This window comes from Curtobacterium sp. MCPF17_047 (assembly GCF_003234045.1).
GTDB lineage: Bacteria > Actinomycetota > Actinomycetes > Actinomycetales > Microbacteriaceae > Curtobacterium.
In genome coordinates, this window is record NZ_QKSF01000007.1 from 1 (window position 1) to 15,738 (window position 15,738).

General features: G+C 72.5%; 13 protein-coding genes. 10 read left to right on the forward strand and 3 right to left on the reverse strand.

All coding sequences use genetic code 11. The features are described 5' to 3' along the window. Window positions 1-995 precede the first annotated feature (995 nt). The 4 genes from DEJ33_RS08490 (at window position 996) to DEJ33_RS08505 (ending at window position 5,734) form a co-directional block, all read left to right on the forward strand. On the forward strand, window positions 996-2,222 hold the full coding sequence (locus tag DEJ33_RS08490; RefSeq protein WP_111194747.1) for an alcohol dehydrogenase catalytic domain-containing protein: 1,227 nt from the start codon (window positions 996-998) through the stop codon (window positions 2,220-2,222). Window positions 2,223-2,418: 196 nt separating this feature from the next. Further along, window positions 2,419-3,846, forward strand: a complete 1,428-nt coding sequence (glmU, locus tag DEJ33_RS08495; RefSeq protein WP_111079248.1) for a bifunctional UDP-N-acetylglucosamine diphosphorylase/glucosamine-1-phosphate N-acetyltransferase GlmU — start codon at window positions 2,419-2,421, stop codon at window positions 3,844-3,846. A gap of 111 nt (window positions 3,847-3,957) precedes the next feature. After that, window positions 3,958-4,935 carry a ribose-phosphate diphosphokinase gene (locus tag DEJ33_RS08500; RefSeq protein WP_111079249.1) on the forward strand — a complete coding sequence of 326 codons (978 nt, stop codon included), beginning with the start codon at window positions 3,958-3,960 and terminating at the stop codon, window positions 4,933-4,935. A gap of 16 nt (window positions 4,936-4,951) precedes the next feature. After that, complete coding sequence (locus DEJ33_RS08505; protein WP_258374642.1) at window positions 4,952-5,734, forward strand: putative protein N(5)-glutamine methyltransferase; 783 nt, start codon at window positions 4,952-4,954, stop codon at window positions 5,732-5,734. A 192-nt stretch (window positions 5,735-5,926) separates the two neighbouring features. On the opposite strand, the gene DEJ33_RS08510 is transcribed toward DEJ33_RS08505, so the two are convergent. Beyond that, entirely contained in the window at window positions 5,927-7,504 is a 1,578-nt protein-coding gene (locus DEJ33_RS08510; protein ID WP_309147117.1) for a molybdopterin-dependent oxidoreductase, read from the reverse strand. A gap of 116 nt (window positions 7,505-7,620) precedes the next feature. Here DEJ33_RS08510 and DEJ33_RS08515 point away from each other — a divergent pair, with 116 nt between their 5' ends. Continuing rightward, a complete protein-coding gene (locus DEJ33_RS08515) occupies window positions 7,621-8,319 on the forward strand; it encodes a hypothetical protein (RefSeq protein WP_111194748.1) in 699 nt (232 codons plus the stop codon). A 141-nt stretch (window positions 8,320-8,460) separates the two neighbouring features. On the opposite strand, the gene gndA is transcribed toward DEJ33_RS08515, so the two are convergent. Further along, entirely contained in the window at window positions 8,461-9,918 is a 1,458-nt protein-coding gene (gndA, locus tag DEJ33_RS08520) for an NADP-dependent phosphogluconate dehydrogenase (RefSeq protein WP_111194749.1), read from the reverse strand. Window positions 9,919-10,031: 113 nt separating this feature from the next. On the opposite strand from gndA, the gene DEJ33_RS08525 reads away from it, so the two are divergent. Then, entirely contained in the window at window positions 10,032-10,559 is a 528-nt protein-coding gene (locus tag DEJ33_RS08525) for a gluconokinase (RefSeq protein ID WP_111194750.1), read from the forward strand. A gap of 36 nt (window positions 10,560-10,595) precedes the next feature. Here the strand turns inward: DEJ33_RS08525 and DEJ33_RS08530 are convergent, their stop codons facing one another. After that, window positions 10,596-10,841, reverse strand: coding sequence for an SHOCT domain-containing protein (locus DEJ33_RS08530; protein WP_220034036.1), 246 nt, complete (start codon window positions 10,839-10,841; stop codon window positions 10,596-10,598). A 216-nt stretch (window positions 10,842-11,057) separates the two neighbouring features. Here DEJ33_RS08530 and DEJ33_RS08535 point away from each other — a divergent pair, with 216 nt between their 5' ends. The 4 genes from DEJ33_RS08535 to DEJ33_RS08550 all read left to right on the forward strand — a co-directional run bounded on the left by DEJ33_RS08535 (window position 11,058) and on the right by DEJ33_RS08550 (window position 15,683). Continuing rightward, a complete protein-coding gene (locus tag DEJ33_RS08535; RefSeq protein WP_111079254.1) occupies window positions 11,058-12,434 on the forward strand; it encodes a sensor histidine kinase in 1,377 nt (458 codons plus the stop codon). Continuing rightward, a complete protein-coding gene (locus DEJ33_RS08540) occupies window positions 12,431-13,129 on the forward strand; it encodes a response regulator transcription factor (protein ID WP_111079255.1) in 699 nt (232 codons plus the stop codon). Before DEJ33_RS08535 ends, DEJ33_RS08540 begins: the two co-directional genes overlap by 4 nt. Window positions 13,130-13,436: 307 nt before the next feature. Further along, entirely contained in the window at window positions 13,437-14,672 is a 1,236-nt protein-coding gene (gene manD, locus DEJ33_RS08545; RefSeq protein WP_111079283.1) for a D-mannonate dehydratase ManD, read from the forward strand. Window positions 14,673-14,717: 45 nt separating this feature from the next. Then, the gene (locus DEJ33_RS08550) at window positions 14,718-15,683 is read left to right on the forward strand and encodes a hypothetical protein (RefSeq protein ID WP_146242572.1); all 966 of its coding nucleotides are present in this window, start codon (window positions 14,718-14,720) and stop codon (window positions 15,681-15,683) included. The last annotated feature ends 55 nt before the right edge of the window (window positions 15,684-15,738 follow it).

The window sequence follows — 15,738 nt, forward strand, 5'->3', positions numbered from 1 at the left end:
CGGGGGTGTCACGGTGGCCGGCGGGCGGGAGGCTCGGTACCGGACGCGGAGCGTGCCTCCCGTCCGGGGCGCCGGGCGGCAGGACACCCCGCTCAGTTCCGCCGAGGTGTCGCGATCCGTCCCTCTCGGGCGCCCAGAGCGACACATTGCGGCATCTCGGCGTCGGCAGCCGGGGGTGTCGCGGTGGCCGGCGGGCGGGGGCGCGGTGCCGGACGCGGGGCGTGCCCCCCGTCCGGGGCTGCCGGGTCGCAGGACAACCCGCTCACTTCCGCCGAGGTGTCGCGATCCGTCTCTCTCGGGCGCCCAGAGCGACGCATTGCGGCCTCTCGGCGTCGGCAGCCGGGGGTGTCACGGTGGCCGGCGGGCGGGAGGCTCGGTACCGGACGCGGAGCGTGCCTCCCGTCCGGGGCGCCGGGTCGCAGGACACCCCGCTCAGTTCCGCCGAGGTGTCACGATCCGTCCCTCTCGGGCGCCCAGAGCGACACATCGTGGCCTCTCGGCGTCGGGCAGCCGGCGGTGTCGCGGCGGCCGGCGGGCGGGAGGCGCGGTGCCAGACGCGGGGCGTGCCTCCCGTCCGCGGGCTGCCGCGGTCGCGCGACACCCCGCTCGGTTCCGCCGAGGTGTCGCGATCCGTCTCTCTCGGGCGCTCAGAGCGACGCATTGCGGCCTCTCGGCGTCGGGCAGCGGGGGTGTCGCGGTGGCCGGCGGCCGGCGAGCGGGAGGCGCGGTGCCGGACGCGGGGCGTGCCTCCCGTCCGCGGGCTGCCGCGGTCGCGCGACACCCCGCTCGGTTCCGCCGAGGTGTCGCGATCCGTCTCGCGCGGGCCCCCAGAGCGACGCATCGTGACCTCTCGACGCCCTGCGCCCGCGCGCGTCGACGCCCTGCGCCCGCCCGGCCAGCGTGCCCGCCCGCCTGTCCGCATGCCGCTCCGCCCTCCGTGGCCGCGGGGACCCCCGCGCGTAGCGTCCGCCCGGACGACCCACGAGGAGGAACCCATGAAGGCAGTTGTCTGGCACGGCATCGGCGACATCCGGCTCGACGAGGTCCCGGAGCCCACCATCCAGGACCCGCACGACGCGATCGTGCACATCACCCGCTCGGCGATCTGCGGCACCGACCTGCACTTCGTGCGCGGCACCATGGCCCCCATGATCGAGGGCACGATCCTCGGGCACGAGGCCGTCGGCGTCGTCTCCCAGGTCGGCGACGCCGTCCGCGGCTTCAGCCCGGGCGATCGCGTCGTCATCAACTCGACCATCTCCTGCGGCGCCTGCCGGTACTGCCGCATGGGCCAGACCGCGCAGTGCGACGTCGCGAACCCGAACGGACCCCAGGCGGGCACGAGCTTCTTCGGCGGCCCGCAGTCCACCGGCCCCGTCGACGGACTGCAGGCCGAGTACGTCCGTGTGCCGTGGGCGCAGAACACCATGCACCCGCTGCCGGAGAACGTCAGCGACGAGCAGGCGATCCTGCTCTCGGACATCTTCCCGACCGGCTGGTTCGGCGCCGAGCTCGCCGGCGTCCGCCGCGGCGACGTGGTCGTGGTGTTCGGGGCGGGCATCGTCGGCCAGTTCGCGGCCGCGTCCGCCTACAAGCAGGGCGCCGGCCGCGTCATCGTGGTCGACGGGCACGAGACCCGGCTCGCCGCGGCACTCGCGCAGCACTGCGAGGTCGTCGACTACAACCGGGAGGACCCGGTCCAGGCGATCATGGACCTCACCAACGGCATCGGTGCCGACGCGGTCATCGACGCGGTCGGCGTGGACGCGGAACGGCCGAAGCACGGCCCGGCCGCCGTGTCGGACGAGCAGGCTGCCGCGTTCGACGCCGAGGTGCAGCAGGTCGCTCCGGACGCCTCACCCGACGGGTTCGGCGAGCAGCAGCAGTGGAAGCCCGGCGACGGACCGTCGCAGGTCGCGCATTGGGCGGTCGCCTCGGTGGCCAAGTACGGCCGGATCGGGATCATCGGCGTCTACGGCCCGACCGCGCAGTCGTACCCGATCGGCGAGGCGATGAACAAGAACCTCACCATCCGCATGGGCAACTGCGATCACCACTCGGTCACGCCGCCGCTCATCGACATGGTCGCGGCCGGGCAGTTCGACCTGACGGCGCTCATCACCGAGCACGAGGGCATCGGCTCCGCCATCGAGGCCTACGAGGCGTTCGACCGCCGCGAGCCCGGCTGGATCAAGGTCGAGCTGACGGACCTGACCGTCTGACGGTGGTGCCGGCCTGGAGGCCCGGTGCCGGTCCGACGGGCCGGCACCGGGCCTCCCGTGGTCCGGCCGTGACAGCCGGTGCGTGGCTCGGCGGCTCCGTGCGGCTTCCCCTGCACCGATGCGGTTCTCCGCGCAGTTGCCCACACATCGGCGCGACGGTCAGCCGCGGCCGAGGCAGTGCGCCAGGATGGGACGCATGACCGACCAGCGGATCGCCGTCGTCGTCCTCGCCGCCGGGCAGGGCACGCGCATGAAGTCCTCGCTCCCCAAGGTGCTGCACCGGCTCGCCGGCCTGCCACTCATCGCCCACGTGCTCCGGACCGCGGAGTCGCTGTCCCCGGAGCACGTCGCCGTCGTGGTGCGGCACGAGCGCGACCGCGTCGCCGCCGAGATCACCGAGCGAGCCCCCGACGCCCTCCTGGTGGACCAGGATGACGTCCCAGGGACCGGGCGTGCGGTCGAGGTCGCGGTCCACGCGCTCCCCGCCGACTTCGACGGGGTCGTCGTGGTGCTCTCCGGCGACGTCCCGCTGCTCGACGCGCAGAGCCTGCGCACCCTCGTCAACGCCCACGGCGGTGGTGGCCACGGCGCGACCTTCGTCAGTGCGATCGCTCCCGATCCGACCGGACTCGGGCGGATCGTGCGCAATGCCGACGGGTCGTTCGCCGGGGTCGTCGAGCACAAGGACGCCACACCGGAGCAGCTGCAGATCACCGAGGCCAACGCCGGCATCTACGCCTTCGACGTCACCGAGCTGCGCGCCGTGCTGCCGTCCCTGACGACCGAGAACGCCCAGGGTGAGAAGTACATCACCGACGTCCCGGCACTCATCGCCGCCCGCGGTGGCCGGGTGGACGTCGTCACGCTGACCGACCCGTGGCTCGTCGCCGGCATCAACGACCGCGCGCAGCTCTCTGACGCGGCGCGGGAGCTCAACGCCCGGATCGTCCGCCGGCACCAGCTGGCCGGGGTCAGCGTGCAGGACCCCGCCTCGACGTGGATCGACCTCGACGTCACGATCGAACCCGATGCCGAACTGCTGCCCGACACCCAGCTCCTCGGTGCGACGGCGATCGCCACCGGCGCTGTCGTCGGGCCCGGCACCACGCTGCGGGACACCGAGGTCGGGGCGGGCGCCACCGTGAACCGGGTCGACGCCACCCTCGCGGTCATCGGGGACGGTGCCTCGGTCGGACCCTTCGCCTACCTGCGGCCCGGCACGATCCTGGGCGAGCGGGGCAAGATCGGGACCTTCGTCGAGACGAAGAACGCCGTGATCGGCCGCGGGAGCAAGGTGCCGCACCTGTCCTACATCGGCGACACGGAGGTCGGCGAGGACTCCAACATCGGCGCGAACACCATCACGGCGAACTACGACGGCGTCCACAAGCACCGCACCGTCATCGGCTCCGACGTCCGGACCGGGTCGCACAACGTGTTCGTCGCCCCGGTTAGGATTGGTGACGGGGCGTACACCGGTGCAGGCACGACCGTCCGCAAGGACGTGCCGGCCGGGTCGCTCGCGATCAGCTACGCCCCACAGCGCAACACCGAGGGATGGGTCGAGGAGAACCGACCCGGTACCCCGGCGGCCGAGTCCGCTCGGCGTGCGCGAGGCGAATGACACCTTCGACGGTCCCCGTGCCGTCAGCGGTGGGCCCCGACCGGAGCCCAGGACATCGGCCCCGGCGGGTCAGATCGGCCCCTCCACGGGGTCAGGGAGTGAGCACCACACGTGTCCGGAATCAAGACAACCGGCCAGAAGCGACTCGTCCTGGTCGCAGGGCGAGCGCACCCGGAACTGTCGAAGTCGATCGCGGAAGAGCTCGGTGTCGACCTCGTCCCGACCGACGCCCGGACCTTCGCCAACGGTGAGCTCTACGCCCGCTTCGACGAGTCGGTCCGCGGCTGCGACGCCTTCGTCATCCAGTCGCACACCGCGCCGATCAACGAGTGGCTCATGGAGCAGCTCATCATGGTCGACGCCCTGAAGCGTGCTTCCGCCAAGCGCATCACGGTCGTCGCGCCGTTCTACCCGTACGCCCGGCAGGACAAGAAGGGCCGTGGCCGCGAGCCGATCTCGGCCCGTCTGGTCGCCGACCTGTTCAAGGCCGCCGGCGCGCACCGCATCATGAGTGTCGACCTGCACGCCCCGCAGATCCAGGGATTCTTCGACGGCCCGGTCGACCACCTGTTCGCGATGCCGGTGCTCCTCGAGCGCTTCCGCGAGATGCTCGACCCCGAGACGCTGACCGTCGTCTCGCCCGACATGGGTCGCGTGCGAGTCGCCGACATCTGGTCCGAGAAGCTCGGGGCGCCGCTGGCGATCATCCACAAGCGTCGCGACCCGCTCGTCCCGAACCAGGTCTCCGTGCACGAGATCGTCGGTGACGTCTCCGGTCGCTGGTGCCTGCTCGTCGACGACCTGATCGACACCGGCCGCACCATCGCCAAGGCGGCCGAGGCCCTCAAGGCCAGCGGGGCCAAGGGCGTCGTCGTGGCAGCCACCCATGCGGTGTTCTCCGACCCGGCGACCGAGCTGCTGCAGAGCGAGTTCATCGACCGCGTCGTCGTCACCGACACGCTGCCGGTCCCGCCCGAGAAGCGCTGGGACAAGCTCGAGGTCCTGCCGATCGCACCGCTCATCGCCCGCGCCATCCACGAGGTCTTCGACGACGGCTCGGTGACGTCGATGTTCGACGGCGCCGCCTGAGTCCTCGGACGCAGCCGTGGCACTGACCCCGCGGGACGCCCTCGCCGCCCGACTCCGCGCGGCGGGGAGCGTCTTCGCCGAGGACGAAGCCGACCTGCTGCTCGCGGCCGGCGACGGCGACCCGGCGCGGCTCCGCGGACTGCTGCAGCGGCGCCTGGCGGGGGAGCCGCTCGAGTACGTCCTGGGCTGGGCAGCGTTCGACGGGCACCGCGTCCGCGTGACGCCCGGGGTGTTCGTACCGCGAGCCCGGACCCGGGTCGTCGTCACCGAAGCCGCTCGGCGCCTGCACCGGTACGACCGCGTCGTCGACCTCTGCTGCGGTGCCGGAGCGATCGGCATGGCGCTGCTGGAACGGATCGGAGCGCTCGACCTCGTCGCGTCCGACATCGACCCGGACGCCACCGACGTGGCAGCGGAGAACCTCGGCGACCGGGGGATCGTCGTGACGGGTGACCTCTTCGCACCGCTGCCGACCCGGTTCCACGGGCAGGTCGACGTGCTCACCGTGAACGCCCCCTACGTGCCGACTGACGCCATCGGCACCATGCCGCCGGAGGCCCGGGACCACGAACACCGGGTCGCCCTCGACGGCGGCGCGGACGGCCTCGACGTGCACCGGCGGATCGCTGCCGGTGCGGCTTCGTGGCTGCGGCCCGGCGGGGCGGTCGTCATCGAGGTGTCGGGAGCGCAGGCGCCGGTGTCCGCGGGCCTCTTCCGTGCAGCCGGTTTCGCTGCCGAACTCGCCCGCGACGACGAGGTCGACGGCACCTGCGTGGTCGCGACCCTCCTCACCGCCTGACGACTGCGGTCCGAACGTCGCCGCCTGCCGGAACGCCGCCGAACCCCCGAGCGCCGCCGAACCCCCGAGACGCCGGCGAACCCCCGAGACGCCGCCGAGGTCGACGGCGTCTCGCGACTCCTGCGGCGCCGAAGGGAGACGGGGGCGTCTCGCCGGCGCGACGGACCCGTCGGCGGGGACCCGCGCCTCCCGTCAGGACGCGGAGATGGTGACCCCGTGCCAGCCGCTCGCACCGTTCGGAGCCGGCGGCCGCTGCACGCTCGTCTGCACCTCGCCCTCGGCGCTGACCGCGCGGACCTGCACCTCGTGCTGCCCGGCGACCGCCGTCCACCGGTAGACCCACTGCCGCCAGGTGTCGGACGAGACGGAGTCGGCGAGCTCGGCGTCCTGCCACCCGGCGGACCCGACCTTCACCTGCACGGCCTTCACACCGATGTGCGGCTGCCAGGCGACGCCGGCGATCGGGACCCGGTCACCGACCTTCACCGAAGTGCCGTCGGTGGGTGTGTCGATCCGCGACTCGAGCTTCACCGGCCCGCGCTCGGACCACCCGCGGGGCGTCCAGTAGCCCTGCGCCCTCGCGAACCGTGTCACCTCGAGCTCGGTCACCCACTTGGTCGCGGAGACGTACCCGAACAGTCCCGGGACGACGAGTCGCGCGGGGAACCCGTGTTCGGCGGGCAGCGGCGATCCGTTCATGCCGACGGCGACGAGCGCCTGCGTCCCGTCGTCCTGCAGCACGTCGAGCGGTGTGCCGGCGGTGAACCCGTCGATGCTCCGCGAGAGGACCATGTCGGCTCCCGGCTTCGGTCGGGCACGGGCGAGGAGCGACCGGATCGGGTAGCCGAGCCAGAGCGCGTTGCCGATCAGGTCGCCGCCGACCTCGTTCGAGACGCAGCTCAGCGTGGCCATGTGCTCTTCGAGGGGGAGGGCGAGCAACTCTGCCCAGGTGATCTCGACCGTTTCCTCGACCTCGCCGTGGATCTTCAGCGACCAGTCGGCGGGGTCGATCGACGGCACGCGGAGCGCGGTGTCGATCCGGTAGAAGTCGGCGTTCGGCGTGACGTAGGGCGTGATGCCCGTCACGTCGAGGCTTGCGCCGGCCGGCACCGGTGTCGCCGTGGTCACCGGGGTCGGCAGCCGCACGGCCCGGCGGACCGCGGCTGCGGCCTGCAGCGACGCCGACCCCAGCCGGGAGGCGCTCCCCACCACCGCCGCGACCGCTGCGGTGGTCACCGCCCAGCCGATGAACGAGCGACGCTGGACCCCGCCGGCACGGTCGGCACCGGCGGTCGGGACGGCGCGGGCGTCCTCCCACCGGCGGAGGCGCTGCAGCAGGAGTCGGAGGGCGATGATCGACGCGGCCACCCCGAGGACGGTGGGTGCGCCGTCGAAGGTGCCGCTGCCGGAACGGGTGGTGACGGCGAGCAGGGCGAGCACTCCGCCGGCGGCGAAGACCAGGGCGCCGTACGGCGGTCGGCGACGCTCGAGGACCCCGGCGCCGGCGGTGACGACGACCAGGATGACCGTCATCAGTGCGAACAACGCCACCTTGTCCCCGGTGCCGAACAGCGACACCATCAGGTCCTTCGCTCCCCGGGGCGCGAGGTCGATGACCGCCGAACCGACGGCGACGAGCGGACTGCCGGCACCGCCGAGCAGCAGCGCGCCGAGCTCCGCGACGGCCAGGAACGCGAGCATGGCGATCACCCCGACGAGCGCGGCGGCCCAGCGACGGTGCGGGAGGAGGCGCGGGTCAGGCTCGGTCACCCTCGGATGCTAGGTCAGCGCCGCTGGGAACGGGCGATCCGGTGCGGACACCGGTTGGGGGAGCGTTCATCCACGGACGTGCCGACGGAGTCCGCCGCCGTGGCAGGATCGTCACCGTGCCGAGGCGACCGATCCGTGTTCCGGGTCCTGGTCGTGCCCGCGGCGACCGGGAGCGCTGGTCGCCGTACCGTCGGCTCCTGGCCCTGCGGTGGGCGATCGTCGGACTCTGGGCAGCCCTGGTGACCGCGCGCATCATCGTCGTGAACGCCGATCCGGACGCGGACCTGACGGCGTTCGGCATCGCCGAGGTCGCCGCCGTCGCGATCGGGGTGACGGTCATCGTCATCGCCGTCCTCCGCGCGCGGGCCATCGCCCGGCGACGAGCGGACGACCTGCTCGCCGTGGCCGTCCGGCGCGTGGACCCGACCGTCTGGCTGGTCCCAGCGTCCGCCACACCGGAGCTGCGCGGCGCACTGGAAGCTGCACGCCCCGAGGTCACGCTCGCGCAGCACGTGACCTGGGCGTTCGGGGCGACCGAGGCGTCCCTGTGGGAACTCGACGGACGCCGCGCCACCCGGTTGCTCGTCATCCGGTGGAGCCGCGTCGTGCACGTCGGGCTCGAGGACGTCCTGGTCCCCGGTGCCGGGCGACGCACCGCGCCGGCGATCGTCCTGCACTACGTCCGACCGGACGACACCACGGCGGTCGCGACGTTCTTCGTCCGTGCGGCCCCGGGGTCCGACCGTCTGGTCGGCCGCGGCGACCGCCTGGACGAGCTGCTCGCCCGGCTGGCCCGCGAGCGCATCGTCGCCTGAGTCGACCACGGCCCGGCGGACACGGCTCGCTGGACGCCGCCGGCCGGCCACGGCTCGGCCAGGAGCGGGCCGGGTCCGCGCTGCCCCGGACGCACCGAGGGCCCCGTCGACGACGAGGCCCTCGGGCTGCAGCGCGTGCGATCAGTGCGTCGAAGGCTCCTGCTCGACCTCGGGGCGGCCGTCTTCGGACCACAGCGTGTGGAACGTGCCGTCCTTGTCCGTGCGCTGGTAGGTGTGCGCTCCGAAGAAGTCACGCTGCCCCTGGATCAGGGCGGCGGGCAGGCGCTCCGAAGCCAGCGAGTCGAAGTACGACAGCGCCGACGAGAACCCGGGTGCCGGGATCCCCGAGGCAGCTGCGATGCCGACGATGCGGCGCCAGGCGGCTTCGCCCTCGGCGACGGCGTTCGCGAAGTACGGGTCGACGAGCAGGGACGCGAGCTCCGGGTCCTTGTCGTACGCCTCGACGATGCGGTTGAGGAACTGGGCGCGGATGATGCAGCCGCCGCGCCAGATCTTCGCCATGTCCCCGAGAGCGATGTCCCAGCCGTACTCCTTCGCCCCGGCGATGATGAGGTCGAACCCCTGCGCGTAGGCCACGACCTTCGAGGCGTAGAGCGCGGCGCGGACGTCATCGGCGAAGGTGTCGGGCACCTCGGCGATCGACGGGCGCTCCCGCACCGACTCCTGCACCGCAGCGCGCTGCGTCGCGCGTGAGGACACCGCGCGGGCGAACACGGCTTCGCCGATGCCGGACACCGGGATGCCGAGGCCGACCGCGTTCTGCACGGTCCACACACCCGTGCCCTTCGAACCGGCGGCGTCACGGATGACGTCCACGAGCGGCTTGCCGGTGTCGGCGTCCTGCTGCTTGAGGACCTCTCCGGTGATCTCGATCAGGTAGGACTCGAGGTCGCCCTTGTTCCACTCGTCGAACACCTGCACGAGCTGGTCGACGCTGTAGCCACCGACGCGGCGGAGCAGGTCGTACGACTCGGCGATGAGCTGCATGTCGGCGTACTCGATGCCGTTGTGGACCATCTTCACGAAGTGGCCCGCGCCGTCGGTGCCGACGTGCGTGACGCAGGGTTCGCCCTCGGCCACGGCGGCGATCGACTTGAGGATCGGCCCGAGGGTCTCCCATGCCTCGTCCGAGCCGCCGGGCATGATCGACGGCCCGTGCAGCGCCCCTTCTTCACCGCCGGAGATGCCGGTGCCGACGAAGTTGAGGCCCTTCTCCTTCAGGTCGTGCTCACGCCGGATGGTGTCGTGGAAGTTGGCGTTGCCGCCGTCGACGATGATGTCGCCCTCCTCGAACCGGTCGGCGAGCTGCGAGATCACCGCGTCGGTGCCCGTGCCGGCCTGGACCATGATGATCGCGGTGCGCGGCTTCGACAGTGACGCGACGAACCCGTCGATGTCCTCGGACGCGATGAAGCCCATGTCACCGTGCTCGTTCATGAGCTCTTCGGTGCGGGCGTAGGTGCGGTTGTAGACCGCGACGGTGTTGCCTTCGCGCGACGCGAGGTTCCGCGCCAGGTTCGAGCCCATCACCGCGAGGCCGATGACCCCGATGTTCGCCTTGTCGTTGTTCTCTGCCACGTCGACTCCTTCGTGTCTGGACGGCCACCGCCAATCTATGCAGGGCCACGTGTGCTCACCCAGGTCTTCCGCATCCTGTGGATCGCGAGACCCCCTGTTCGTACTGTGGAGGAATGGCCGATGCGACCGTCCTCCAGCCCGTGCTCGTGATGGGGGTCTCCGGATCCGGCAAGTCGACGGTGGGTGAGGCGCTGACCCGTGCACTCGTCGATCGGGGGCAGGCGGCGGAGTTCGTCGACGCGGACGGGCTGCACCCGCAGGCGAACAAGGACAAGATGCACGCCGGCATCCCCCTGACCGACGAGGACCGGCGCCCCTGGCTCGACGCCTGCTCGGCACGCATCGCCGAGGTGCAGCAGTCGGGCTCCCGGTGCGTCATGGCGAACTCGGCGTTGAAGCGCGCCTACCGCGACCGCCTGCGCGAGGACGCCCCGGACCTGTTCATCGCGTTCCTCGACGGCTCGCGTGAGCTCATCGCCGAGCGGCAGAGCCACCGGCACCACGAGTACATGCCGAACTCGTTGCTCGACTCGCAGTTCGCCACGCTCGAGCGTCCCGGACCGGACGAGGCCTCGGCCGCGGTCCCGATCCGCGGATCGGTGGACGAGACGGTCGCCGCGATCCTCGCCGTCCTGCCCTGAGCATCCCGCGCCGGACGGCCTGACCGGCCGTCGGGCCTACTTCCGGCTGAGTTCCGATCGACGGGCGCGGTACTCCTCGGCATCGATCTCGCCGCGGGCGAACCGGTCGGCGAGCACGGATCGCGCGTCGGCGATCGCCCGTCCGGCACCGCGGCGCAGGACTCCGAAGACGAGCGCCCCGATGACGAGCAGGAGCAGGAGCACCGGGAACACGGGGAACCCGTGGGACGGCATCCCGCCGCCGTGCCAGTACGGAGCGGTGGCAGCGAGTGTGGTGAGCATGGGGACCTCCGAGGTCGGTTGCGGTGCCGCGGTCGCGACACGTCAAGGCTGTCGGTCGGGAGGCCCGACCCGCGTCCGCCAGGAGAGCCCACTCCGACCTGCTCCCGCCGGCCCACCCTCGCCCGTTCCTCCACAGGTGGCTACTCCGTCGGGCGTAGTCCACAGGCCCTCCCGGTGCGCGATGTCCTGAGCGAGGCCCGACCGTAGGCTCGCTGCATGACCACCGACACGCGTTCCGACGCCCGCCCGGTGGGTGGACATCGGTTCGCCCGCGTGGGACGGGTGCTGCCGGTGGCGCTCGTGCAGATCGTCGGGACCCTGGTCGCCACCCGGTGGGCCGCCGGCGTCGGTCCCGGTGCCGTCGGTGGTGGTGGCCCACCGTGGACGCAGCGCCTGGGTGACGGCGTCGACCCGGTGTTCCTCGGGCCCCTGGCATGGGTGCTGCTCGTGGGCGGGACCGTCGTCCTGCCCTTCCGGTGGCGGTGGCCGGTCGTGGTCCTGGCCCTGACCCTCGGTACGACGATCGGCTACGCCCTGGTCGTCAGTCCGCGTGGACCGTTCGTCGCGGCGCTGACCATGGCGCTCGCGAACGCCTGGTTCCGCGGACACCGGGTCCCCACCTACGCCGCGGCCGCGGTCGCGACGGTCGTCCTGCCCTCGGCGGACACCCTGACCGGTCGCGCGCCCTTCCCGACCGTCACCACGATGACGCTCTGCCTGGCGTGGCTGACGGTCACCATCGCCGTCACCGAGCTCGTCCGGGTCCGGGTGGCCCGCGCCGCCGACGCCCGTCGTGCCCGACTCGCGGCGGAGCAGCAGCGCGCGGGTGCCGAGCGGGTCCGCATCGCCCGGGAACTCCACGACTCGGTCGCCCACAGCATGTCGCTCATCAACCTGCAGGCGGGGGTGGCCCTGCACCTCGGGGCGGAACTGCCCGAGCAGACGCGGGAGTCGTTGCTGAACATCCGCGACTCCAGCAAGCAGGCGCTCGTGGAACTCCGGACGATCCTCGGCGTGCTGCGAGCCGTCGACGCGCCCTCCGGCACCTCCGACCGGGCCCCGGTCGCCGGCCTCGACCGCGTCCCCGACCTGGTGGACCGCGCCCGCGCAGCCGGAGTGGACGTGGAGCTGCACCTCGAGGGCCCGGTGGACGCCGTCGCCGGCGTGGTCTCGCGCAACGCGTTCCGCATCGTGCAGGAGTCGGTCACGAACGTCATGAAGCACGCAGCCGACCACCGCGCCACGGTCGTTGTCGACGTCGGTGCCGAGGTCGTCGACATCACGGTGACCGACGTCCCGTCGTCCGTCTCGACCGTCGCCGGTGCTCCCCGAGCGGATGAGACGCACCATGGGCGCCGTCCCTCGTCCGGTCTCGCTCGTGCGGCGGGCCCGGACAGCGACGCCGAACGGGTGGACCGCAGCAGCGGCAGCAGTCAGGGCAACGGCCTCGTCGGGATGCGCGAGCGGGCCGCGGCCGTCGGCGGCACCCTCGCCGTCGGACCGACACCCGACGACGGGTGGTCGGTCCGCGCACGCCTGCCCATCGGCGAACCCGCACGCACCGCGACCGTGCAGAAGGAGAGCGACGGATGACCACGCCCGCGACCACCACCACGCCGGATCCGATCCGGGTGGTGTTGGTGGACGACCAGAGCCTCATCCGGGCCGGGCTCCGCGCACTCGTCTCCGCCGAGCCCGGGATGCAGGTCGTCGGTGAAGCGTCCGACGGTGACGCTGCCGTCTCGGTCGCCGCACGGGAGCTGCCCGACGTCGTGCTCATGGACATCCGCATGCCGGGGACCGACGGCCTCGCGGCGACGCGGCGGATCTCCGCGGACCCGGCGCTCGCCGCGGTGCACGTGGTGGTCCTCACGACCTTCGAGGAAGACGACACCGTGTTCGAGGCGATCCGCGGTGGTGCGGCCGGGTTCCTCGTCAAGGACACCGAGCCCGCCGAACTCCTCCGGGCGATCCGCACCGTGGTCGCGGGGGAGTCGCTGCTGTCGCCCGGACCGACCCGTTCCCTCGTCGAGGCGTACGCAGCGCACGCGAAGCCGGCGGCGCTCGCCCCCGAGCTCGACGCCCTGACCGACCGCGAACGCCAGGTCATGCGCCTGGTCGCGAGCGGGCTCACGAACGCCGAGATCGCCGAGCGCCTCTTCGTCAGCCCGGCCACGACGAAGACCCACGTCTCCCGCGCGATGATCAAGCTCGGCGCTCGTGACCGCGCCCAACTCGTGGTCTTCGCCTACGAGACCGGCCTGGTCACCCCCGGGTGGACGGGATGACCGGGAACACCGGGTCGATACCACTGCTCGACGACGTCCTGAGCATCGTCGGTCACCTGACGCCCGACGTCCGTCACACCTGAGCCGGGGCGCCGACCGTGGACACGCGGCCGCCGCCGGTGCCAGGCTCGACACGTGGACGTCGGACGCACCCGCACCGCCGCGGAGGGCCGCCGCGCCCACCTCGAGGAGGAACGACGCCGTGACCGATCCCGCGAACCCGACCCCCGGTGCGACCGACGCCCGACCTGACGGCGGAGGCCCAGCCTCCAGACCGGACACCTGGGCGAGCACGGACCGCGGCCAGCTGCTCGACCGTGCCGAGGTCATCGTCACCAGCCCGGACCGCAACTTCGTCACCCTCAAGCTCACCACCGCCGACGGCGTCACCGGCCTCGGTGACGCCACCCTGAACGGCCGGGAACTCGCCGTCGCCGCGTACCTGTCCGAGCACGTCGTCCCGCTGCTGATCGGCCGAGACGCCAGCCGCATCGAGGACGCCTGGCAGTTCCTGTACCGGTCGTCGTACTGGAGGCGCGGGCCGGTCACCATGGCGGCCGTCGCCGCCGTCGACATGGCCCTCTGGGACATCAAGGCCAAGGTCGCCGGCATGCCGCTGTACCAGCTGCTCGGCGGGGCTTCGCGGACGGGCCTGATGGCGTACGGGCACGCCTCGGGCAAGGAACTGCCGGAGCTCTTCGACTCGATCCGCGAGCACCAGGCCGAGGGCTACCGGTCGATCCGTGTCCAGACCGGCGTGCCCGGGTTGGAGTCGATCTACGGCATCGCCTCGAACCGGACGACCGAGGGCAACACCGGCGTCCGCTACGACTTCGAGCCGGCGCAGCGCGGCTCGTTCCCGGCGATGGAGGACTGGGACACCCGCGCCTACCTGCGGCACCTGCCCACCGTGTTCGAGGCCGTCCGCAACGAGTTCGGCCCGGAACTGCCGCTCCTGCACGACGGGCACCACCGGATGACCCCGATCCAGGCAGCGAAACTCGGGAAGTCCCTCGAGCCGTACGACCTGTTCTGGCTCGAGGACTGCACACCCGCCGAGAACCAGGAGGCGCTGCGGCTCGTCCGGCAGCACACCACGACGCCGCTCGCGATCGGCGAGGTCTTCAACACCGTCTGGGACTTCAAGGACCTCATCCGCGACCAGCTCATCGACTACGTCCGCGGTGCCGTGACGCACATGGGTGGGATCACGCCGCTGCGGAAGACGATGGACTACGCCGCGATGTACCAGGTGAAGTCCGGGTTCCACGGGCCGACCGACATCTCGCCGGTGGGCATGGCCGCCCAGATGCACCTCGGGCTCGCGATCCACAACTTCGGCATCCAGGAGTACATGCAGCACGGGGATCGCACGAACCGGGTGTTCCGACAGTCGTTCACCTTCACGGACGGGTTCCTGCACCCGGGTGACGAGCCCGGCATCGGCGTCTCGCTCGACGTCGACGAGGCCGGGAAGTACCCGTACGAGCAGGCGTACCTGCCCTTCAACCGACTGGCCGACGGCACCGTCCACGACTGGTGAGCCGTTCCCGGGCGTCCCACCGTGGGCGACGGGCAGAGTGGTGACGTGGACTCCGCAGCGCTCGCCGACGTCGCCCGCGACTTGCTGCGCACCGCCCCGGGTGAGTTCGTGGCCGACCGGACGACGCGCCAACGAGCTGTCCGGACTGACGACCGGGAGCTCGCGGCCGCGATCGGGAAGCTGAGGAAGCCCACACCGGCCGCGTGGATCGTCGACCTGCTCGCCTCCGAGAACGCGCTCGACGACGCCGTCGACCTCGGCCCTGCCCTCCGACAGGCCCAGGCCTCCGCCGATCCGCAGCAGATCGCGACGCTCCGCAAGCAGCGGTCCCAGGTCGTGGCGGCGCTCGCCGACGCCGGTGCCGCGCGGGCGGAAGCCGCCGGGCACCCGCCGACCCCCGCCGTGCTCGAACAGGTCCGCGCGACCATCGAGGCCGGCATGGCGGGCCCGCACGCCGGTGCGGCGATCCGCTCAGGACTCCTCCTCCGGCCGCTCGAGAGCGTCGGCTTCGAAGACGTCGACCTGACGGACGCGCTCGCCGTCCCGGACGCCGTCCCCGACGCCTGGTCCGGCAGTGATGCCCCACCGATCCCGATCACGGCCGGGAGGCGCGGGGCACGCCGGTCCCGTGACTCCGGTCCCGCACAGGACGCTCCCGACGAGCCGGACGCCCGGAAGAGCCCCGCCGCCGACGAGGACCAGCGCGACCCCGCAGCCGAGCGTCGCTCCGCACGCGAGGCCGAGGCGGCAGCACGACGGGCCTCCCGGGACGCCGATGCCGCCCTCGACCAGGCGGAGTCCGCCCTCGAGGACGTCGAGGACCGTCGTACCGAACTCCACCGCCGCCGTCGGGACCTCGAGCGGCAGCTCAGCGCCCTCGACCACGAGCGGGCCGACCTCGACGTGGAGGCGGAACGGCTCGGGCAGGAGCGCGACGACGCCGAGGCCGCGAGCGACCGCGCCCGTGAAGCCCTCGTCGTCGCCCGTCGTCACCGGCGTGGAGGCTCCTGACCCGTCCGCTCATCCACTCGGATGAAAGCGGCCACCGGCGCTCGCTCCCGGCCTG

Excerpts from the sequence above, each read along its gene's own strand:
- DEJ33_RS08490 (WP_111194747.1), top strand. The coding sequence starts at position 996 with ATGAAGGCAGTTGTCTGGCACGGCATCGGCGACATCCGGCTCGACGAG.
- glmU (WP_111079248.1), top strand. The coding sequence starts at position 2,419 with ATGACCGACCAGCGGATCGCCGTCGTCGTCCTCGCCGCCGGGCAGGGC.
- DEJ33_RS08525 (WP_111194750.1), top strand. The coding sequence starts at position 10,032 with ATGGCCGATGCGACCGTCCTCCAGCCCGTGCTCGTGATGGGGGTCTCC.
- DEJ33_RS08530 (WP_220034036.1), bottom strand. The coding sequence starts at position 10,841 with ATGCTCACCACACTCGCTGCCACCGCTCCGTACTGGCACGGCGGCGGG.
- DEJ33_RS08535 (WP_111079254.1), top strand. The coding sequence starts at position 11,058 with ATGACCACCGACACGCGTTCCGACGCCCGCCCGGTGGGTGGACATCGG.
- DEJ33_RS08540 (WP_111079255.1), top strand. The coding sequence starts at position 12,431 with ATGACCACGCCCGCGACCACCACCACGCCGGATCCGATCCGGGTGGTG.